Origin of the sequence: Roseobacter sp. GAI101, from assembly GCF_000156335.1 — a bacterium.
GTDB lineage: Bacteria > Pseudomonadota > Alphaproteobacteria > Rhodobacterales > Rhodobacteraceae > Sulfitobacter.
In genome coordinates this window covers 140,251-161,285 of record NZ_DS999213.1, presented here as the reverse complement: position 1 = coordinate 161,285, position 21,035 = coordinate 140,251, and the positions used below count along the sequence as shown (strand labels likewise).

Sequence of the window (21,035 nt, the reverse complement as noted above, 5' to 3'; positions counted from 1 at the left end):
CGATATAGGATTAACCAAGCGCGTAGGGAGTTTCAACCTAGCAAGATGGTTGATCTTTCTTTCACGCAACGGCAGGGATTTCATCCCAGACCAGACCGTATCCGGGCAAGCGTGCCGACATTTCCATGTCACATTCCACCATACGCACGGCACCGGGCGTTGCGAACAGCGCGCGCAGCAATGTGTTGGTCAGCGAATGGCCCGCACGGACCCCAGTGTAGTGCCCGATCAACGGTGCCCCCGCCAACGCCAGATCGCCCAAAGCGTCCAGCATCTTGTGGCGCACAGGTTCGTCCGCGTGACGCAGGCCACCGGGGCTCAGCACCTTGTCGCCATCGAACACGACTGCGTTTTCACCGGGGTTACCCCCAAGCGCCAAACCGTTTGCCTGCATCGACAAGACGTCGGCCTGACGGCAGAATGTACGGCTGTCGCACAGTTCACGGGCAAAGGACCCGTTGTTCATGACCAGCGTTTTCTTTTGGCGGCCAATTGCGGCATCTACAAAGTCGATCTCGAAATCGATGACCATCGTGTGGCTTGGCGCGATGGTGGCAGAGGCGTCGCCATCCGTCACGGTCACGGACTTAAGCACTTCAAACACCCGCACGGGGGCTGCAAGGGCCCGCACGCCACGCTGCATGATGCCTCGTACGAAGGGGGCGGCAGACCCGTCAAGGATCGGCACTTCGCCGCCATCAATTTCGATCAGCGCGTTGTGGATACCGCAGCCCGCGAGGGCAGCCATCAGATGTTCAACGGTGGACACGGACAGACCGGAGGCATTTTCAAGCTTCGTACACAGGGGCGACCGGTTGACGGCATCCCAGCGGGCCGGGATCAGCCGGTCGCCGACATGCACATCGCTGCGTGAAAACCAGATGCCATGATGTGCGCTGGCCGGACGGATCGTAACGGTCGCAGGCTGACCCGAATGAAGGCCTGCCCCGCTAAAGCTGATCGCTGTCTTGATGGTTGTCTGCACGGTATATTCCAATGTCCAAAGATCGTCTGTCTAAGTTAAACAATGGTCTAGCGATGCCGTTCCGAATGCTCAATTCAATGATTGCTACGGACTGAAACATCACTGTCACAATCGGGCACAAACGCGCCCACGACCTAGCAACCCTTTGAAATAAATGAATAAAGATGATGCCACGAATGGCTGAAACGCCGAAAAGCGTGATGATTTATTCGTCAAATACCCGGATATTTCAGTGTTGTTACAACCAATATTGCTGCATCGCGGCGAATAGATCCGCGGCGGAATGCAAAAAGACCACCCGAAAGGGTGGCCTTTTCAGATCTTGTCAGACGCGCCTTGGGGCGTCTTAGTTTGCCTGGCGACGCAGGAACGCGGGGATCTCGATACGCTCTTGATCTTCGTCTTGCATGTCACGCGGCTGTGGTGCTGCCGAAGATGCGCGGGTCTGGACCGGCGGCTGCTGGCGCACGGGGCGCTGTGGTGCCTCGGCTTCGGCATGTCCGGTCATGCGGTTGATCAGCGAATTGATACCGAACCGCTTTTCACCCTGCTCAGGGGCAGCAGGCTGCGGGCGCTGCTGTGCCTGTGGCTGTGTACGCTGTTGCGCCTGTGGCGACGCCTTTTGCGCGGCCGCACGCAACCGTGCAAGAGCTTCGGGCGACGGCGTGCCGGGGGCCGGCGCGCGTGGCGCTACGAAGGCTTCCTGCGCGGTCTCTTCTTCATAGACCTCACGGCGTGGTTCAAAGGATGTCACCTCGGGACGGTATGCCGGGGGTGGCAAATCATCAGCTTCTGCCGCGATATCTTCGAACACGTCGTCAGAATACCCACCCTGATCGGCCGATGCCGCGTCTTCGAACAACTGCGGCTGGTCTTCTTCGTATTCAACCTGCGCCGCGACGGGGGCCGGAGCCTGCTCGGCAGCGGCTGGGGCCGGTGCGACTGTCTTTTGCGGCAAAGGCTGCGACATGGAACGGCGCGGCACTGGCATTTCAGTGTTCACGTCAACGGCATCAATACCGGTAGCCACGACGCTGACGCGCATCATACCACCCATTTCGGTGTCCAGCGTGGACCCGACGATGATGTTGGCGTCCGGATCGACTTCTTCGCGGATGCGGTTTGCCGCTTCGTCCAGTTCGAACAGGGTCAGATCGTGACCGCCGGTGATGTTGATCAGAACGCCCTTGGCACCACGCAAGCTGATTTCGTCCAGCAGCGGGTTCGCTATCGCCTTCTCTGCGGCCTGGATCGCGCGATCTTCGCCTTCGGCCTCGCCCGTGCCCATCATGGCTTTGCCCATCTCGTCCATCACGGCGCGCACGTCGGCAAAGTCGAGGTTGATCAGGCCGGGACGGACCATCAGATCGGTCACGCCTTTGACACCTTGATACAGGACGTCATCCGCCATGGAGAAGGCTTCGGTAAATGTGGTTTTCTCATTCGCCAGACGGAACAGGTTCTGGTTGGGAATGATGATCAGCGTATCGACGACCTTTTGCAGCGCTTCGACGCCGTCTTCGGCCTGACGCATACGCTTGTTGCCTTCGAACTGGAACGGCTTGGTCACGACGCCAACGGTCAGGACACCCAGTTCACGCGCGGCTTGCGCGATGATCGGTGCGGCACCTGTCCCGGTGCCCCCGCCCATACCGGCCGTGATGAAACACATGTGCGCACCGGCAAGGTGATCAACGATCTGTTCAATGCTTTCCTCGGCAGCGGCGGCCCCGACAGTGGCACGTGCGCCCGCGCCCAGACCTTCGGTCACTTTCATGCCCAGTTGGATGCGGCTTTCGGCCTTGGCCTGCTGCAACGCTTGCGCATCGGTATTCGCCACCACGAATTCAACACCATCGAGGTTCTTCTCGATCATGTTGTTCACGGCGTTACCGCCCGCCCCGCCGACACCGAAAACGGTAATCCGGGGCTTGAGGTCACTTTGTCCTGGCATGGAAAGGTTAAGAGTCATGAGCCGTCCGCCTGTATTGTTTTGCCCGCTTGCGGGGCATTTTTTCGATGAATTAACCCGATCTTACAGAGAATAGACGGGTGCGTCACCTAAAAAACACAGTTTTACCACAGTATCTGGGCGCTTTTTTGCCACTTCTCGCAGGATTTCGGTTTCCACACCGCATATGGGGTTACCAATTGTCTCTGAACCACTTGACAGCGCGCTTGAGCGACCGTGCAGGGTAGCGATCGGCGGGAATGTCGAAATCCCACCATTCGTCCTGCGGGTGGGCTGCGAACAGCGCCAGCCCCACGGCAGAGGCAAATCCGGGGCCCGTCGCCGCCTGAGGCAAACCGTGCACGCGCAACGGACGGCCAAGGCGTACCTGCTGGCCCAGAATCCTGCTGGCCAACCCGTCCAGACCCGGGATCTGGCTGCCACCGCCGGTCAGCACGATCTGCTGGCTGGGAAGGTGATCGAACCCGGCGGCATCCAGGCGTGCGCGGACTTCTTCCAGGATCTCTTCGACACGGGGCCTCATGATGCCGATAAGTTCGGCGCGGCTGACGGTGCGGCGGTCGTGTTCGTAATCACCGGTATCGCCGCCGATATCAATCATCTCGCGGTCGTCCATGCCGGTCGCATGCACCCCGCCGTAGAATGTCTTGATCCGCTCTGCATTGGCAGTCGGGACCTGCAATCCCATCGAGATATCGGAGGTGATGTGATCTCCGCCCATGCGCACACTGTCTGCGTAGATCATGTGCTTGCGGATGAAGATCGACACGGATGTGGACCCGCCCCCGAAGTCGATGCAGGCAGCCCCCAGTTCCTGTTCATCCTCGACCAGCGATGAGATACCCGAGACATAGGAAGACGATGCAATGCCGGCCAGTTCCAGATCGCAGCGCTTGATACAATGGGCCAGATGCTGGACGGCGGCGGCGTCGACGGTCAGCATGTGCATGTCAACGGACAGCGCATTGCCCAGTTGTCCGCGCGGGTCGGACAGGCCCGAGCGGTTATCAATCGCAAAGTTGACAGGCTGCGCGTGCAGCACCTCGCGGTCATCGCCGTATTCGGGGACATCGCAGCTGGCCAGCACTTGCGCCACGTCCTGCTCGGACACCACCTGCCCTTCCAGATCAATGGTCGCATCCAGGCCATAGCTGCGCGGTTCAGCCCCTGAAAAACACGCAATCACATGATCGACGCGGATATTTGCCATCTTCTGTGCAGCCTGCAAGGCCGTGCGCACCGCGCGTTCGGTTTCCTGCATCGCGCAGATTTCACCAAAGCGAACCCCGCGTGACCGCGTCGTTGCCGCACCGATCACCCGAAAGCCGGACTGACCCGCGAGCGACCCGATCTCGCCCTCTTCTGACATCCGGCCCGAGCCGTCGAAGCGCAAGACCAGACAGGCAATCTTTGAGGTGCCCACATCCAGAATTGCCACAACCCCGCGCTGCATCGCAAGCTTGCGCATGTGCCGCATTGACCGCTGACTATCGTATAGGTCCATCATATTCTCATTGCCCCGAAATCTGCCTGATACGCCACCATTCTTGGGTGGCCTCTTTATTCATTTGTACGGTTGGTCTTTGCGCCAACCGCATGTCGACCCGCGCAACATCGCGGGTCAAAACCTCTTGAGCGCCTTCCAGCGCGATCACCCGCTCCAGCGCCTGCACGGCACCGGTTTCGGGCAGAAGAATTCGCTGGTCACGGTCCAGAACCACGTCCCACCGCCGTTCCCCCATACGCACCAGACCGCGCAGACGATCGCCCAGCGGGGCCGCGGCCCGGTTCAGCTGAAGCGCTTCGGTAAGGCGGGTATCAGCCCCGTCGCCCACCACAAGCGGCAAGTCATTGCGTTCGCCGCGATGCGCAATGGCACCGATGGCGCGGCCTTCGATGTCTACCAGAACCAGTCCGTCTTCCGTGCGCCACACAGCGACCGGAACGCGCGGCTGCACGTCGACATGCAGCAATCCGCCGGGTTTGATGCGCAAGGTCGCCTGCTTGACGCCAGGCAATGCCATCAGGGTGGCACGCATCGCAGGCAGGTCCAGATCAAAGGAGCTGGTGGGAAATTCAACAGGCACGGCGGCGCGCACATCGGCCGCCAACTGGTCCTTGACCCCGTCGATGGCCATCAGCTTGACCATGAATTCGGGGCGCTGTTCGATGCTTGCGCGGGTGTTCGTGTAGATATCGGTGATCTGCGCGCGCCGCGCATCGTCGGAAAGATAGATCGTGCCCGCAATCAACGACAGGCAAAACGGCATACCGACCCGCAGCCCGAACCGGAAGGTCGGCGTCAGCATCAGGCGCTGCATCCGCCACGCCCAACGGGACGGTGCAGGATCAGGTCGCAGGGATTTCGCCGGTTTGACGCGGTTGATCAGCGATGGCACGACGCGTCCTCCACCATCCAGGCGCAAAGGTCGCCGAACGAAATACCCACCGCCTGCGCCTGTTCGGGCGACAGCGATGTCGGCGTCATGCCGGGCTGGGTGTTGGTTTCCAGCAGGATCAACCCGTCCACCCCGCGGGATTCATCCCAGCGGAAATCGGTGCGGCTGACACCGCGGCAGCCAAGCGCGTTATGGGCCCGCAACGCGTAATCCAGACACAGATCGAAAATGTCCTGAGGGATGTCGGCGGGGACGATATGGGTCGATCCGCCTTCCTTGTATTTCGCGTCGTAATCATACCAGCCGGTGGTCAGAATATCGGTCACGGTCAGCGCGCGCTGCCCCATCACGGTCGTCGTCAGCTCGCGCCCCGCAGCAAACTGTTCGACCATCACGTAGTCGGGCATATTGTCGTCCAACTGCGGCGGGCCATTGTTTTCGACATCCACCAGATAGACGCCGACGGATGACCCTTCGTTGTTGGGTTTGACCACATAAGGCGGGGCCATCACATGGCCGGCACGCACATCAGAGGCCAGTGCGATGATGCTCTCGACGACGGGCAGGCCCACGGTGCGGAACACGTCCTTGCTGCGCTGCTTGTCCATCGCAAGCGCCGAGGCCAGCACGCCGGAGTGGCTGTAGGGGATGTGCATCCATTCCAGAATGCCCTGCACGCAGCCGTCTTCGCCCCAGCGGCCATGCAGACAATTCAGCACGACATCGGGGGCCACGGCACGCAGGTCCGCGCACAGATCGGGGCCTGCATCGACCTCGACAACATCAAAATTCCTGTCCCGCAAAGCGGCGGCGCATGCGCGCCCCGATGACAACGACACTTCGCGCTCAGCCGAAGGGCCACCCATCAATACCGCCACTTTCGGGGGTGTCCTGCTCGACATTCCCACTCGATGTGCCTTTTCAACCGGGTCTTTGGCGACCCTTATTTATCTTAGATTTACCGCAATGCGGTGCCGTGCCTGTGCGCCCGAACGATTATGGTTCGCCGATCCGCATAATTTCCCACTCTAGCGTGATACCGCTGGAATCGTAAACCTTTTTTCGCACGTCTTCGCCTAAAGCTTCCAAATCAGCCGCCGTCGCATTGCCCGTGTTGATCAGGAAGTTGGGGTGCTTGGGGCTCATCTGTGCACCACCAATGGTGGCACCCCGCATTCCGGCGTCATCGATCACCTTCCAGGCCTTCAGCGCATGGCTGTCATCGGCCTCTCCGGTGCTTGAGAAACCAGCCGGGTTGCGGAAGGTCGATCCCGCGCTGCGGTCCTTGGTCGGTTGGGTTTCATCGCGTTTGCGCAGTTGCTCTTCCATGCGACTGTGCAATTCTTCAGGCTCACCTTTGGGCGGGTGAAACGTGGCCGAAACGATGACGCAACCGTCCTCGAGTGCCGTCTGGCGGTATTGAAACTGAAGGTCCTCGGCTGTCAGGGTGATGTAGTCCCCTGCCCGTGTGATGGCTTCGGCGCTGACAAAGTGGTCTGCCGTATAGCTGCCATAGCAGCCCGCGTTCATCCGCACCGCACCGCCGATGCTGCCCGGAATGGTGCGCAGGAATGTCAGGTCCAATCCTGCATCCGCCGCCTTGCGTGCCACATGCGCATCAAGGGCAGCCGCCCCCGCCGTCACCCGGTCGCCAGAGATTTCGATCCCGTTGAAACCGCGCCCCAGCCGGATCACCACAGCGCGCAAGCCACCGTCGCGCACGATCAGGTTGGACCCGACGCCCATCGGGAAAATCGCGATATCCTGCGGGACCGCCCGCATAAAGGCAGCCAGATCTTCGGCATCGGCGGGTTGGTACAGGTAATCCGCCGCCCCGCCCACGCGCAGCCATGTCAATTCGTTCAGCGGGCGCTGCGGCGTCAGCTTGCCGCGCATGTCGGGAAAAGAGATTTCGGGCTGCGGGGCCCCTGTTTCGACATCGGTCATGACTGACGGCCTTTTTCGATACGCGTGGCGCGGAATTGCCGGACCAGCCGCCCGATCAACCAGCCCGTCCCAAAAGCACAGATTGCATAGCCCACCGCCGCCATCTGGGCCGCAATGACGGGTGTCTCGAAGGGTTTCGCCCCAAGGCCCCAGACCATCCAAGCGCCGTTCAGCGCAAGCCCGATGACCAATACGCCCAGAAACCCGAGGAACCTCTTGGAATAGCCGCACCAGCCCGATGCCAGCATCAACACGGCCAGAACAGCAATCAGCAGGGCAAGTGTCCCGCTCATTCCGCAGGGCCCCGCAATGCACCGCGCCGCAGCCAGCGCATCAGATAGATCGCCGGCCAGCGCAGGACCGAACAGCCCGCCGCCAAAACCAGCAATCCGGCCCATGGGCCGTGGTGCATGGTGACAAGCCCCAAAATCGGAATGCCGACCGCGATCAGGATATAGGCGTTGCGCCAGTGGTTGTCGGAACTGGGGGTCATCGCCAGGATATTGGCAATCACGGCCCAAAGACAGGCAAGGATAAACGACAGGCTCATCTTGGCACCTCGGGGTTTTGTCCGCGCAGCTTTGCCAGCAAAAAACGCAAGGGGTTGCGGAACATCGACACAAAGGCAGCAAACGCAAGCGCGCCGTAAACCCAACCGACCTGAAGGCCGATCATCACGACCAGCACCGGAGCCGCAGCCATCAATACCGTGCCGGGAATATATTGCATCCGCAAGGGCAACGTCGCGACGGTAACGGACAGGAAGACCCACAAGAGGCACAGCCAGACCAACGTCATCGCGCCCCCCCCGATCCGGGTAGAAAGCGCCACCTAGACGGTTTCCTTTTTCATCGCCTCAAGCGTGGCAGGCAGGCTGTTGGCCCAGGTGCTGATCGTACCGGCCCCCAGACAGACCACCATATCGCCCGGACCGGCCTGCTCTTTCACCAACCGCGCCAGATCCTCTTCGCTTTGGACGGCGCGGGCGTGACGGTGGCCGTGACGGATCAGGCCTGCGACCAGATCATCGCGGCTGGCCCCCGGAATGGGGTCTTCGCCAGCGGCATAGACTTCGGCAATGCCCACTACGTCGGCATCGTTGAAACAGGCGCAGAATTCATCGAAATGGTGGCTAAGGCGGCTGTAGCGATGCGGCTGGTGGACAGCGATCACGCGCCCCTCGGTCGCTTGGCGCGCAGCCTTGAGAACGGCGGTAATCTCAACCGGATGGTGGCCGTAGTCGTCGATGATCGACACACCATCAACTTCGCCCACCTTGGTAAAGCGCCTGTTCACACCGCCGAAACCGGCCAAGGCGGCCCGGATTTCTTCACCCTTGATCCCAAGGTGGCGCGACACGGCAACAGCGGCAAGCGCGTTGGAAACGTTGTGATCCCCCGGCATCGGCAGACTGCAATCCTTGATCGTGATGTCTTCGCTCTGGAACTGGATGTCGAAATGCGCCACGCCAGCCTTGTAATGCAGGTTGACGGCGCGCACATCGGCCTGTGCGTTGAACCCATAGGTCATCACGCGGCGGTCCGTGATCTTGCCGACCAGCGCCTGCACCTCGGGGTGGTCGATGCAGCAGATCGCCAGACCGTAGAACGGAATGTTCGACACGAAATCAAGGAACCCCTGACGCAGCGTGTCGAAATTCCCCCAATGTTCCATGTGCTCGGGGTCGATGTTGGTGACGATCGCGATGGTCGCTGGCAGCCGGTTGAACGTGCCGTCGGATTCGTCGGCCTCGACCACCATCCATTCGCCCTGCCCCATCCGCGCGTTCGATCCATAAGCGTGGATGATCCCGCCGTTCACGACTGTGGGGTCAATGCCGCCCTTGACCAGCAGCTCTGCAACCATCGTGGTGGTCGTGGTCTTGCCATGCGTCCCCGCCACGGCGATGTTGGATTTCAGGCGCATCAGCTCGGCCAGCATTTCGGCACGGCGCACGATCGGCAGTCCGGCGAAACGCGCGGCATCCAGTTCAGGATTGCCCGGCTTGATCGCGGAGGAAATCACGATGACCTCGGCCCCCTCGATATTCTCGGCGCGCTGGCCTTCAAAGACGGTGGCCCCCAATTCAACCAGACGGTTGGTGATCTTGGAAGCCTTCAGGTCGGACCCCTGCACCCGGTACCCCTGGTTCAGCAGCACTTCGGCAATGCCGGACATGCCAATGCCGCCGATGCCCACAAAATGGATCGGCCCCACATCGGTAGGAAGCTTGGTTGCTGCGTTCATGTCTGTGTTCCTTTGTTTGCCAAGGCTTCCACCATCTGGGCCAATTCTTCTGCGGCGTCGGGTTTGCCCACCGACAGGGCCGCCCGCGCCATTTGTAACGCCCCGTCGGGGTTCGACAGCACCATTTCGATTTGCGCGCTCAGGCTGTCGGGATTGGCCATATGTTCGGGCACTAGGATCGCCGCCCCGGCATCCACCAATCCGCGCGCATTGGCAGTCTGATGGTCCCCGGTCGCCGCAGCATAAGGGATCAGGATCGACGGCCGCCCGATGATCGAAAGGTCCGCCACACTGGACGCCCCCGCTCGGCTGATCACCAGCTGCGCTTCGGACATGCGGCGCGGTACATCGTGGAAAAACGGCTGCACATCGGCGTTGATGCCGTTTTCCGCATAAAACTTCGAGACACGTTCGCCGTCTTCGTCGCGGGCCTGATGACTGACGCGAATGTTGCGCAGCATCTGCATCGGCAGGTTTGCGATGGCGGGCGGCACGACTTCGCTCAGGATGCGCGCCCCTTGGCTGCCCCCCATGACCAGCAGTTCCATCGGATAATCACCCGGCGCGATATAACCCGCACCTGCACGCTCCAGAACCGACGCACGCACCGGGTTGCCGACATGATAGCCTTCGACCCCTTCAGGCAAGGCCGTGGGCCACGTGCCACAGGCCACCGCATCGACACGCTTGGCAAACAGGGTGTTCACCCGTCCCAGGACACCGTTTTGTTCATGAATCATCCGCGGTTTGCGCAATATCCAGGCCGCGGTCAGCGCCGGTATCGACGGATAGCCGCCAAAGCCCACGACGACCGTAGGCTTGTCGCGCATCATCCCCATGATTGCACCCACAACGCCGCCGAAAATGCGGAACGGCACCAGCGCCTTGGCCGCAAGACCACCCCGCGCGAAAGTCGCGCTGCTGATCTGCTGAATTTCGACGGTATGCGGAAAGCCGCCCGTATAGCGCGCACCACGCGCATCGGTGCTGAGCTTCACGCGCCAGCCGCGCGCCAGCATCACTTCGGCCAGCGCCTGCGCGGGGAACATGTGCCCGCCCGTACCGCCCGCAGCGATAATCAGCAATGGTGATGTCATCTGCCTCGTCCCCGACCCAGAAGGTCGCTGATTTGCCCTTGGGGCCGCGACCGTGTGAAGGCCAACAACATACCAACTGCGATACCGGAGGCAATCACCGAAGACCCGCCGTAGCTGACAAATGGCAAGGTCATGCCTTTGGCAGGCAGCAACCGCACCGCGACACCCATGTTGATCATCGCCTGCACACCGAACATGCAGGCCAGCCCCGTGCCGGCAAGGCGGATGAACGGATCACGCTCGCGGACCAGGCGCAGCAACGACCGCACCACCACCACACCATAAAGCGCGATGACGCACATCACGAGAATCAGTCCGTATTCCTCGGCTGCGACAGCGATGATGAAATCGGTATGCGCGTCGGGCAGCGACCATTTTACCTGCCCCTCGCCGACGCCCACACCGAACAGACCGCCTTCGCGGATCGCATCGGTCGCATATCCCAGCTGGGTGCGCGGGTCGACGTCAGGCGACAGAAACCCGTCGATCCGGCGCGCGAAATGTTCGGAGTTGGAATAGGCCACGCTGCCCGCAACGACGACCAGCCCGGCCATCCCCACCAGCAACACCAGCGGCGCACCGGCAATGAAATACATCACGCCCCAGCCGAACAGCACCAGACAGGCCTGACCAAAGTCGGGCTGCAAAGCCAGCATCAGGACAATCGCGATGCACAGCGCAAAGGACCATGTCCTGCCGGGCGGTCCGTTGATCTCAAGCGAGGCGGCCATCATCCAGGCGGCCACCACCACGAACCCCGGCTTCAGGAACTCGGAGGGCTGAAATGACGCAAAGCCAAGCGAATACCAGCGCACGGCCCCTTTGCCGAAATCCGTGCCGAAAAACGGCAGCAGCGCAAGCGCCACGAAGGACACCAGAAAACCGACAACTGCCAGACGCCGTACGACCGTGGGCGACAGCATCGACGTCAACAACATTGCGACGATGGCCAGAAAGCCGAACACCGCCTGTCGCTGGACATAGTGGAACGAGTCAAAGCCGTTCTTGGCGGCCAGCGGCGGCGACGCGGCCAACCCCAGCAGCATGCCGACGGCGAACAACATAAGGATGCAGGACATCGCCCATTTGTCGATCGTACGCCACCATTTGGGAAGAACAGGCTCCGCATCGCGAACGGGAACCGCGCCATAGACCATTTCTGTCATGGTAATATCTGCCTTACACTGCCTCAAACCGCCCCTTTTCGGGGTCTAGCTTTTACCCTACCTTGAATTTTCATGTGGGGCTAGTCCGTTTTCCACCGCCACGCACAAAGCCGCCACCACCCGCGCGCCCTTGACGCTTCGGCCCCCGTGGGGCAAAGCGCTTGGCATGCATTACACCACAGTGATCCTTGGCGCCGGTGCTGCCGGTATGATGTGCTCGGCCCATGTGGGTGGATCCGTGCTGGTGGTGGATCACGCCAAGGCCCCGGGCGAAAAAATCCGGATATCGGGCGGCGGGCGCTGCAATTTCACCAACATGCACTGCACGCCGGCTGCCTTCATTTGCGCCAACCCGCATTTCGCGAAATCCGCACTGGCGCGCTATACCCAGTGGGATTTCATCGAACTTGTCGACGCCCATCGCATTGCGTGGCATGAAAAAACCCTGGGCCAGCTGTTCTGCGATGTGTCCGCGAAACAGATCGTCGCCATGCTGCGCGAGATGATGCAAAAGGCCGGGGCCGAGCTGCGCCTGAACAGCAGCCTTGAGGACATCCGAAAGACCGACAGCGGCTTTGCAATGTCCCTCATCACACCTGACGGTCGCACAGCTGTCACCGCAGACCGTCTGGTCATCGCCTCGGGCGGCAAATCCATCCCCAAGATGGGCGCCACCGGCCGCGCCTACGACATCGCATCCCATTTCGGCATCCCCGTCACCCCGACCCGTGCGGGGCTGGTCCCCTTCACCTTCACAGACGCCCGCTTTGCGCCGATCTCGGGCACGGCAGTGCCCGCCCGTGTCACCGCCGGCGGCACGACATTCGACGAAGCGTTGCTGTTCACTCATCGCGGCCTGTCCGGTCCTGCAATCCTGCAAGCCTCCAGCTATTGGGACGAAGGCACAGAAATCAGCCTCAACATCCTGCCAGCCAATGACTTGTTTGAAAAACTGCGCGCTCAACGTCAGACCTACGGCCGCCGCAACTTCACCACGGAACTGGCGCACCACCTGCCCGGGCGTCTGGTGGATCACCTCGCCAGCCAGTTCGACCTGACCGGCAATCTGGCCGACTGGTCCGACACCCGCCTGCAATCGCTTTGCGACACCCTGTCGAACTGGACGATGACCCCGTCCGGCACCGAAGGCTACCGCACCGCCGAAGTCACCCTTGGCGGCATCGACACCGACGCGCTGTCTTCAAAAACAATGGAAACAAAAACCATCCCCGGCCTTTATTTCATCGGCGAATCCGTGGACGTCACCGGCTGGCTTGGCGGGTATAACTTCCAATGGGCCTGGTCCTCGGCCATGGCCGCCGCTCGTCACATCGCAAAACCCTGACGGGCTTCCAAATGGAAAAAAATCCCGGGGGAGCAGCCTTTGGCTGCGGGGGCAGCGCCCCCGGCCCGTTCACAAATACGTCTGAACCTGCGCGATAAAATCCTCACCGCGCCGCTCGAAACTGTCGTACTGGTCAAAGCTCGCTGCCGCCGGGGCCAGCAACACCACATCCCCCGCTTCTGCCTCGGCCACAGCCCGCGCCACGGCCACGTCCATCGTGCCGCAGACCTCGGCCTCGACCCCCAGCTTCATCGCGAACTGCGCCGCCTCGCGTCCAATCACATAGGCCTTGCGCACGGTTTCCAACGGCGCCGTCAAAACACCCAGGCCCCCGTCTTTCTCAAGGCCACCACAAATCCAGCGGATGTTGCGGAACGCTGCCAAAGCCTTGACCGCGCTGTCTACGTTGGTGGCCTTGCTGTCGTTGACGAACCTGATCCCGCGCAGCTCGCCAATGGTCTGGCTGCGGTGCGGCAAGCCCCCGAATGATGCAAACGCCGCCTCGATCACCTTGGGCGCAAAGCCCAACGACCGGCATGCCGCATATGCTGCACAGGCATTTTGGTGGTTATGCGCACCCGGAAGACCCGTGACACCGCGCAAGTCGATCGATCCGACCTGCTTGCCCTTTCGGTACTCGGACAGGAACCCCTTGCGCGCAAACACCTGCCAGCCCGGCCCGCTCAGCTTGCGATCGACGGACACGCGGATCACCCGGTCATCGGCGGCCCCTTCGCTTAGCTGTCCCGCCAGATAGCGCCCCTCGGCTTCGTCCACCCCAATGATCGCCCGGTCAGGCCCCCCTTCGGCGAACAAGCGGCGCTTGGCCGCAAAATACCCGCCCATCCCCGCATGACGGTCCAGATGATCCGGGCTAAGGTTCGTGAATACGGCAATATCCGGTGTCAGGTTCCGCGCCAGATCGGTCTGATAGCTCGACAGCTCCAGCACCACGACCTCGCCATCTATCGCAGGTTCGATATCCAACACACCGCGCCCGATATTGCCCGCCAGTTGCGTCGGCCGGCCTGCATGTTTCAAAATGTGGTGGATCAACGCCGATGTGGTGGATTTCCCGTTCGATCCCGTGACGGCGATGATTTTGGGCATCTGGTCGAAACCATCCCAGTCCTGCGTCGCAAAGCTCTGAAAAAACAGCCCGATGTCATTGTCCACCGCGACGCCCGCATCCTGCGCCGCCACGATCACCGGATTGGGCGCGGGATAAAGATGTGGAATGCCGGGGCTGACGATCAACCGTGCAACGTCGTCAAAAGCCCCCGCCTTCATCAGGTCCAGGCATTCAAAGCCCTCGGCCCCCGCCTTGTCCCGCGCGGCCGGATTGTCATCCCAACACACGGGCGTGGCCCCGCCTGCGGCCAGGGCACGGGCCGCAGACAGGCCCGACCGGCCCAGCCCCAAAATCGCGACCTTCGCGCCTGCCAAACCCTGAACTGGTATCATGCCCGATCTCCTGCTAGCGATGCCCGACAAACCCTTCGGAGCGTTCCATGTCCCCTCTGCCAGATATTCTGACCCAGCTCAACGACGACATGCGCGCAGACGACGTCTGGGGCGATGTTGCGTCCTACATCCCCGAACTGGCCCATATCGATCCCGCCCAATTCGCGATCGCCGTGACAACGGCCGACGGTGAGACATTTACCGCGGGCGATGCAGACACGCCGTTTTCGGTGCAATCAATCACCAAGGTCTTCACGCTCGCCATCGCCTTGGGCCGCTCGGGCGATCAGCTGTGGCGGCGCGTGGGCCGCGAACCCTCGGGCAAGGCGTTCAACTCCATCGTGCAGCTCGAACAAGAGGCAGGCCGTCCGCGCAACCCCTTCATCAATGCCGGGGCGATCGTCACGACCGATGAAATCCTGACAGGCCGCGCACCGCGTGAAACCCTGGCCGAGATCGTGCAATTCATCCGCGCTGCCGCTGGCGATGACGACATCCACATCAACGACGCGGTCGCGGCCTCCGAAACGGCCCACGGCCACCGTAATTTCGCGCTGGCCCATTTCCTTGCCTCCTGCGGCAACCTGAACAACACGCCGGAAAAAACCCTCGGCACGTATTTTCACCACTGCGCGATCGAAATGTCCGCCCGGCAGCTGGCCATGTCAGGGCGCTTCCTGATCGACACCCCGCAATTGCCCCGCATGATCCTGCCCCAACGCATCCGGCGGCTGAACGCATTGATGCTGACCTGTGGCCATTACGACGGCTCGGGCGACTTCGCCTACCGCGTCGGCCTGCCGGCGAAATCCGGCGTCGGCGGCGGGATACTGGCCATCGTACCGCGCGTTGCCAGCGTCGCCGTCTGGTCACCGGGTCTGAACCGCTACGGCAATTCGCTCAAAGGCACCGAAGCCATGGCCCGCCTTGCCCGCGCAATGAGCTGGTCCATCTTCTGACCCATCTTCATTTTGCCGAATAAACTCCGGGGGGGAGGCCAAAGGCCGATGGGGGCTGGCCCCCGACACCGCGCGCCGCAGGCGTTTCCCTGGCGGTTAAAGCACAAACCACCAAGGCCTCCCTCCTTCGGTTGCCGTTATCGAACCTTCAGCGTCGCCAGACCAATCATCGCCAGGATCAACGAGATGATCCAGAAGCGGATGACGATCTGCGGCTCGGCCCAGCCTTTTTTCTCGTAATGGTGATGGATCGGGGCCATCAGAAAGACCCGTTTGCCGGTGCGCTTGAAATACAGGACCTGAATGATCACCGACAGCGCCTCGACCACGAACAGACCGCCGACGATGGCCAGAACCAGTTCGTGCTTGGTGGCCACCGCAATGGCCCCCAACGCGCCGCCCAGGGCCAGCGATCCGGTGTCGCCCATGAACACGGCGGCAGGCGGTGCGTTGTACCACAAGAAGCCCAGCCCCCCGCCAAAGATACCGGCGGTAAAGATCAATATCTCACCGGTGCCCGGCACATAATGCACGTCAAGATATTCGGTAAAGTCGACCCGGCCCACGGCATAGGCGATCACGCCAAGCGCCCCCGCCGCGATCATCACCGGCATGATGGCCAGACCGTCCAGACCGTCGGTCAGGTTCACCGCATTGGCAGAGCCCACGATCACGATGATTGAGAACGGAATGAACAGGTAGCCAAGATTGATCAGCGTGTCCTTGAACACCGGCAGTGCCAGTTGGTTCTGCAACTCTGCAGGGTGGTATTGTGCCGCCCAATAGGCTGAAATGCCCGCAATGGCGAACCCCAGCAGCAGCCGCACCTTGCCCGACACGCCGGCCGAGGTCTGTTTGCTGACCTTGGCATAGTCATCGGCAAAGCCGATGGCGGCAAAGCTCATCGTCACGAACAGCACCATCCAGACAAAGGGGTTGTCCAGCCGCGCCCACAGCAGGGTCGAGGTCAACAGCGCCCCCACGATCAGCAGTCCGCCCATGGTCGGCGTGCCGGCCTTGATGAAATGCCCCTCGGGGCCGTCATCCCGAATGGGCTGGCCTTTGCCTTGCCGGCGACGCAGCACGGCAATCAGCGGTTTGCCGAACAGAAAACCGAAAACCAACGCTGTCAGAAACGCCCCGCCCGCCCGAAAGGTGATGTAGCGGAAAAGGTTGAAGAAATCGCCGCCATCCGACAGCAGGGTCAACCAATAGAGCATCGTTTACGTCCTAACTCAAAATCCTGCGGGGCCTAGCCCGCATCTGCATTCGGGACCGGATGGCCCATTTTGCGGATCGCGTCAACGATCAGGCCCAATTTCATCGACAATGACCCCTTGGCCAGCACAACATCGCCACTGTCAAGATGTGCCCCGAGGCCCGGCAGCAATTCAGCCGATGTCGCAGCCCAGTCACCACGCTGATGCGCAGGGATCAGATCATAGAGCGACCGCATCAGGGGACCTACGCAATGGATCACGTCCAGCTTTTTGGTCGCGTCCAGATGCGCCAGCCCCGCATGCAGGGCGATTTCATCAGGGCCCAATTCCTTCATGTCGCCCAGATAGGCAATCCGCCGCCCCTTGCTGACGCGGCCGATGTCATGGGTCACTTCCGATGCGGCCAGCACCTCAAGGGCGGCGGCCATCGACGTCGGGTTCGCGTTGTAGCTGTCGTCGATCAGGCTGAGCGTCATCCGGGTTTCGACGCTGTCCAGATGGATCACCTCGCGTACGCCGCGGCCTTTGTAAGGCGTCCAACGGCCCAGTGATGCCGCCGCGAGCGCCAGATCGGCCCCCATGGCCTGCGCCACAGCCAGCGCGCCAAGCGCGTTCATCGCGAAATGCCGCCCCGGCGTGCCGATCTTGAACAGCAGCGGCGTGCCGTCGGCATCCGCCTGTACGACGGTGACATCGCCCTGGACCTGCACATCCTTAAGCTTGAAATGATAGGCATTTTCGCCGAATTCAATGTCGCGCAGGCGGCGGTCCACGGCTTTGGCCATCAGGATCGCGGCATGGTCGATATCGGCGTTGATCACGGCCACGCCACCGGGTTCAAGGCCGTCGAAAATCGCTGCCTTTTCCAACGCAATGCCCGCCACATCGTCGAACGCTTCCAGATGCACCGCCGCAACGGTGGTGACCATGGCCGCATCAGGCTTGGTCAGGATCGCCAGCGGCGAGATTTCTCCGGGATGGTTCATCCCGATCTCGATCACCGCATAGTCCGTATCGACAGGCATCCGCGCAAGTGTCAGCGGCACGCCCCAGTGATTGTTATAACTGTCCACGGAGGCATGGGCGCGGCCCTGATCCGCGAAAATCGCCAGCAGCATCTCCTTGGTCGAGGTTTTGCCGACACTGCCTGTCACCGCGACCACCTTGGCGCTTGTCCGGGCGCGGGCAGCAGCGCCAAGCGCCTCGAGCCCCTTCAGCACGTCATCGACGATCAGCAAGGGGGCATCGTCGGCCACGCCGTCGGGCACGCGGCTGACCAGCGCTGCACCCGCGCCTTTTTCCAACGCCGTCGCGACGAAATCCTGCCCGTCGCGCACATCCTTGAGGGCGACAAACAGATCGCCCGCCTGAAGGGTACGGGTGTCGATTGACACACCGTCACAAGACCAATCCCCGACCGCACGACCGCCCGTTGCGGCGGCAGCCTCGGTTGCTGTCCATAAGCTCATGTCAGCCTCCCGTCCAAGGCCGCGACAGCGACGCTGGCCTGTTCCACATCATCAAAGGGCAAGACGTCATCGCCGATGGTCTGCCCGGTTTCATGGCCCTTGCCCGCAATCAGCAACGCATCGCCCGGTCCGATGGCGTCGATCCCGCGCAAGATGGCTTCGGCGCGATCACCGACTTCGGTCGCGTCAGGCGCACCGGCTATGACCGCCGCGCGGATCGTTGCGGGGTCTTCCGAACGGGGATTGTCGTCGGTGACAAACACCAGATCCGCATGCGCCGCAGCCGCCTGCCCCATCAGGGGCCGCTTGGTCGTATCGCGGTCGCCGCCCGCCCCCACGATGGCGACAAGACGCCCCATCACATGGGGGCGCATCGCCTTGAGGGCGGTCGAGATGGCATCGGGGGTGTGGGCGTAATCCACGAACACCGCCCCGCCGTTGTCGCGGGTCGCGGCCAACTGCATGCGGCCCCGTACGGTGGTCAGATGCGGGATCGTGTCGAACACATCCGCAGGCTTTGCCCCGCAGGCAATGACCAGCCCGCAGGCCAGCAGCACGTTATCGGCCTGAAACCCGCCGATCAGGTTCAGCCGTTTCTGATAGGTCTTGCCCCGCCAGTCAAAGCGCAGGTCCTGCCCCGTCGCATCAAACCGCTGCCCCGTCAGGTGCAGATCACCGCCGTCACGGCCGACGCTCAGGACTTCGCACCCGCGCGCGCGGGCGATGGCCGCCATGTCGATGCCTTTGGGGTCGTCGATGTTGATCACGGCAGTGCCGTCTTCGGGCAGGACACGGGAAAACAGGCCCGCTTTGGCATCGAAATAGGCGTCGAACGTCGCGTGGTAATCCAGATGATCCTGGGTGAAATTCGTGAAACCCGCCGCCTTTAGCGTCACGCCATCAAGCCGGCGCTGGTCGAGCCCGTGAGAGGACGCCTCCATCGCGGCGTGGGTGATGCCGTTTGCCGCAGCTTCGGCCAAGGCGCGGTGCAAGGTGATTGGTTCGGGCGTGGTGTGGGCCAGCGGGGCGGTCCATGCGCCCTCGACGCCCGTCGTGCCAAGGTTGACGGCTGACAGGCCCATTTCGATCCAGATCTGGCGCACAAAGGTGCTGACAGACGTCTTGCCGTTGGTGCCGGTCACCGCGATCATCGTGGCAGGCTGCGCGCCGAACCAAAGGGCTGCAGAACGCGCCAGCGCCTCTCGGGGGGCATCGGTGACAATGACGGCCACGCCGGCACTGGCCATCAGATCGGCGGCCATCGCCGCACCGGTGGCATCGGTCAGCACCGCAGCCGCGCCCATGCGCAGCGCATATTGGATGAATTCCGCCCCGTGGACCGTACTGCCGGGCAAGGCGGCAAAAAGATACCCCTCCTTCACCTGACGGCTGTCAACGGCAAGGCCGGTGATCAGGGGGTTGGCCTCTCCCTTTGCGGTCAGACCAAGTGAGGATAGGGGGACGGCCTGTGTGCCCATGGGGGACGCTCTTTTTATCAGTTGCTGCTGGACAGCGTTATACCAGCGACACTGCCCGGTTCAACAGTTGGTCTGAGCCCCAGCAAAGGTGCGATCCGGCGGATCATCTCGGCGGCGATCGGCACGGCCGTCCACCCCGCCGTCCGGCGCGGTTTTTCACCCGACGTTTCAACAGGTTCATCAAGGGTCAGGATCAATACGTATTTCGGATCATGGGCAGGAAACATGCTGGCAAAGGTGTTGATCACCTTGTCTTCAAGGTAGCCACCGCGCGGGCCGGGTTTGTCCGCCGTGCCGGTTTTGCCCGCCACCTGATACCCCGGAACCTCGGCAAAGCTTGCCGTGCCTTCGGTCACCACGGCGCGCAACATCTTGCGGGCGTCAGATGCGGTGCTCTCGGACATCACACGTTCGCCCATCTTGGGGCCATATTGTTTCAGCAACGTCGGCACGATCTTTTTACCGCCGTTTGCGATCGTCGAATAGCCTGCCGCAAGGTGCATCGGGCTGGACGACAGACCATGCCCGTAGGAAATCGTGACCGAGCTGAGCTCCTCCCACCGTTTCGGCAGCAAGGGCTTGCCGCCCGACGCTTCGACAATTTCGAAGGGGGTGGGCTCAAAGAAACCAAGGCTTTTCAGAAATTCCTGCTGCCGTTCCGCGCCGATCTGCAAGGCCAGACGCCCCGAGCCCCGGTTCGAACTGTGCACGATGATCCCGGTAACAGTCTGTTTTCCGTAGTTCTTGTTGTGGAATTCGCCAATGCGAAAGCCGCCGACCTTCATCGGGCCGGACGTGTCGATCACCGTGTCGGCGGTCACCAACCCCAAATCAATGGCCTGTGCGGCTGCAAAAATCTTGAACACCGATCCCAGTTCATAAACTCCCTGAACCGACCGGTTGAACAGCGGGCTGTCAGAGGCATCGCCGGAAACCGCCACATGGGGGCGATCGTTGGGATCGAATGATGGCAATGACACAGCGCTGATCACCTCGCCGGTGTGAACGTCCATCAACACAGACGTGGCACCCTTGGCGTTCATCAGCTTCATGCCGCCATACAAGATCCGCTCGGACGCCGCCTGCACGGTCATGTCGATGGACAGTTCCAGCGGCTTGTTGCCATTGGCCGGATTACGCAGATAGTCGTCAAAGTATTTTTCCGCCCCGGCAACGCCGATCACTTCGGCACCGTGCACGCCCTCTTTGCCGAAACTGGCCCCGCCCATGATGTGTGCGGCCAAGGCACCGTTGGGATACAGGCGCATGTCACGCGGCGCGAACAAA

19 protein-coding genes are annotated in these 21,035 nt (G+C 61.8%); 2 read left to right on the top strand and 17 right to left on the bottom strand.

Annotated features, from left to right (window positions below):
- Positions 1-61: 61 nt before the first annotated feature.
- The 12 genes from lpxC to ftsW form a co-directional block, all read right to left on the bottom strand.
- On the bottom strand, positions 62-985 hold the full coding sequence (gene lpxC / locus RGAI101_RS00705; protein WP_037228839.1) for a UDP-3-O-acyl-N-acetylglucosamine deacetylase: 924 nt from the start codon (positions 983-985) through the stop codon (positions 62-64).
- 346 nt (positions 986-1,331) lie between these two features.
- Complete coding sequence (gene ftsZ, locus RGAI101_RS00700; RefSeq protein WP_037227010.1) at positions 1,332-2,957, bottom strand: cell division protein FtsZ; 1,626 nt, start codon at positions 2,955-2,957, stop codon at positions 1,332-1,334.
- A gap of 172 nt (positions 2,958-3,129) precedes the next feature.
- On the bottom strand, positions 3,130-4,464 hold the full coding sequence (gene ftsA, locus RGAI101_RS00695; RefSeq protein ID WP_037227008.1) for a cell division protein FtsA: 1,335 nt from the start codon (positions 4,462-4,464) through the stop codon (positions 3,130-3,132).
- 4 nt (positions 4,465-4,468) lie between these two features.
- Positions 4,469-5,356: a cell division protein FtsQ/DivIB gene (locus tag RGAI101_RS00690; protein ID WP_008226362.1), complete on the bottom strand. Its 888-nt coding sequence runs from the start codon at positions 5,354-5,356 to the stop codon at positions 4,469-4,471.
- The gene (locus RGAI101_RS00685) at positions 5,344-6,222 is read right to left on the bottom strand and encodes a D-alanine--D-alanine ligase (RefSeq protein WP_008228431.1); all 879 of its coding nucleotides are present in this window, start codon (positions 6,220-6,222) and stop codon (positions 5,344-5,346) included. The genes RGAI101_RS00690 and RGAI101_RS00685 overlap by 13 nt, the downstream gene beginning before the upstream one ends.
- 130 nt (positions 6,223-6,352) lie before the next feature.
- Positions 6,353-7,303, bottom strand: a complete 951-nt coding sequence (gene murB, locus RGAI101_RS00680) for a UDP-N-acetylmuramate dehydrogenase (protein ID WP_008226479.1) — start codon at positions 7,301-7,303, stop codon at positions 6,353-6,355.
- On the bottom strand, positions 7,300-7,596 hold the full coding sequence (locus tag RGAI101_RS00675) for a hypothetical protein (RefSeq protein WP_008226007.1): 297 nt from the start codon (positions 7,594-7,596) through the stop codon (positions 7,300-7,302). The genes murB and RGAI101_RS00675 overlap by 4 nt, the downstream gene beginning before the upstream one ends.
- Complete coding sequence (locus RGAI101_RS00670; protein ID WP_008229259.1) at positions 7,593-7,853, bottom strand: DUF2484 family protein; 261 nt, start codon at positions 7,851-7,853, stop codon at positions 7,593-7,595. Before RGAI101_RS00670 ends, RGAI101_RS00675 begins: the two co-directional genes overlap by 4 nt.
- Positions 7,850-8,134 (bottom strand): DUF2484 family protein, encoded by a 285-nt coding sequence (locus RGAI101_RS00665; RefSeq protein ID WP_368072182.1) that lies wholly within the window; start codon positions 8,132-8,134, stop codon positions 7,850-7,852. The genes RGAI101_RS00670 and RGAI101_RS00665 overlap by 4 nt, the downstream gene beginning before the upstream one ends.
- The gene (murC, locus tag RGAI101_RS00660; RefSeq protein ID WP_008225071.1) at positions 8,135-9,550 is read right to left on the bottom strand and encodes a UDP-N-acetylmuramate--L-alanine ligase; all 1,416 of its coding nucleotides are present in this window, start codon (positions 9,548-9,550) and stop codon (positions 8,135-8,137) included.
- The gene (locus tag RGAI101_RS00655; protein ID WP_008226955.1) at positions 9,547-10,647 is read right to left on the bottom strand and encodes a UDP-N-acetylglucosamine--N-acetylmuramyl-(pentapeptide) pyrophosphoryl-undecaprenol N-acetylglucosamine transferase; all 1,101 of its coding nucleotides are present in this window, start codon (positions 10,645-10,647) and stop codon (positions 9,547-9,549) included. Before RGAI101_RS00655 ends, murC begins: the two co-directional genes overlap by 4 nt.
- Positions 10,644-11,813, bottom strand: a complete 1,170-nt coding sequence (gene ftsW, locus RGAI101_RS00650; protein ID WP_008226303.1) for a putative lipid II flippase FtsW — start codon at positions 11,811-11,813, stop codon at positions 10,644-10,646. The genes RGAI101_RS00655 and ftsW overlap by 4 nt, the downstream gene beginning before the upstream one ends.
- A 166-nt stretch (positions 11,814-11,979) precedes the next feature.
- Here ftsW and RGAI101_RS00645 point away from each other — a divergent pair, with 166 nt between their 5' ends.
- A complete protein-coding gene (locus RGAI101_RS00645) occupies positions 11,980-13,158 on the top strand; it encodes an NAD(P)/FAD-dependent oxidoreductase (RefSeq protein WP_037227004.1) in 1,179 nt (392 codons plus the stop codon).
- A gap of 69 nt (positions 13,159-13,227) precedes the next feature.
- Here the strand turns inward: RGAI101_RS00645 and murD are convergent, their stop codons facing one another.
- Positions 13,228-14,622: a UDP-N-acetylmuramoyl-L-alanine--D-glutamate ligase gene (gene murD, locus RGAI101_RS00640; protein WP_008228581.1), complete on the bottom strand. Its 1,395-nt coding sequence runs from the start codon at positions 14,620-14,622 to the stop codon at positions 13,228-13,230.
- A gap of 47 nt (positions 14,623-14,669) precedes the next feature.
- Between murD and RGAI101_RS00635 the strand changes: the two genes are divergently transcribed.
- Positions 14,670-15,581: a glutaminase gene (locus RGAI101_RS00635; RefSeq protein WP_008228026.1), complete on the top strand. Its 912-nt coding sequence runs from the start codon at positions 14,670-14,672 to the stop codon at positions 15,579-15,581.
- A gap of 137 nt (positions 15,582-15,718) precedes the next feature.
- On the opposite strand, the gene mraY is transcribed toward RGAI101_RS00635, so the two are convergent.
- The 4 genes from mraY to RGAI101_RS00615 all read right to left on the bottom strand — a co-directional run.
- Positions 15,719-16,801 (bottom strand): phospho-N-acetylmuramoyl-pentapeptide-transferase, encoded by a 1,083-nt coding sequence (gene mraY, locus RGAI101_RS00630; protein WP_008227922.1) that lies wholly within the window; start codon positions 16,799-16,801, stop codon positions 15,719-15,721.
- A gap of 32 nt (positions 16,802-16,833) precedes the next feature.
- Positions 16,834-18,270, bottom strand: coding sequence for a UDP-N-acetylmuramoyl-tripeptide--D-alanyl-D-alanine ligase (locus RGAI101_RS00625; protein WP_008226862.1), 1,437 nt, complete (start codon positions 18,268-18,270; stop codon positions 16,834-16,836).
- Complete coding sequence (locus RGAI101_RS00620) at positions 18,267-19,748, bottom strand: UDP-N-acetylmuramoyl-L-alanyl-D-glutamate--2,6-diaminopimelate ligase (protein ID WP_008228294.1); 1,482 nt, start codon at positions 19,746-19,748, stop codon at positions 18,267-18,269. Before RGAI101_RS00620 ends, RGAI101_RS00625 begins: the two co-directional genes overlap by 4 nt.
- Before the next feature lie 17 nt (positions 19,749-19,765).
- The coding region (locus RGAI101_RS00615) for a peptidoglycan D,D-transpeptidase FtsI family protein (RefSeq protein ID WP_037227001.1) at positions 19,766-21,035 on the bottom strand (1,270 nt) is incomplete at its 5' end.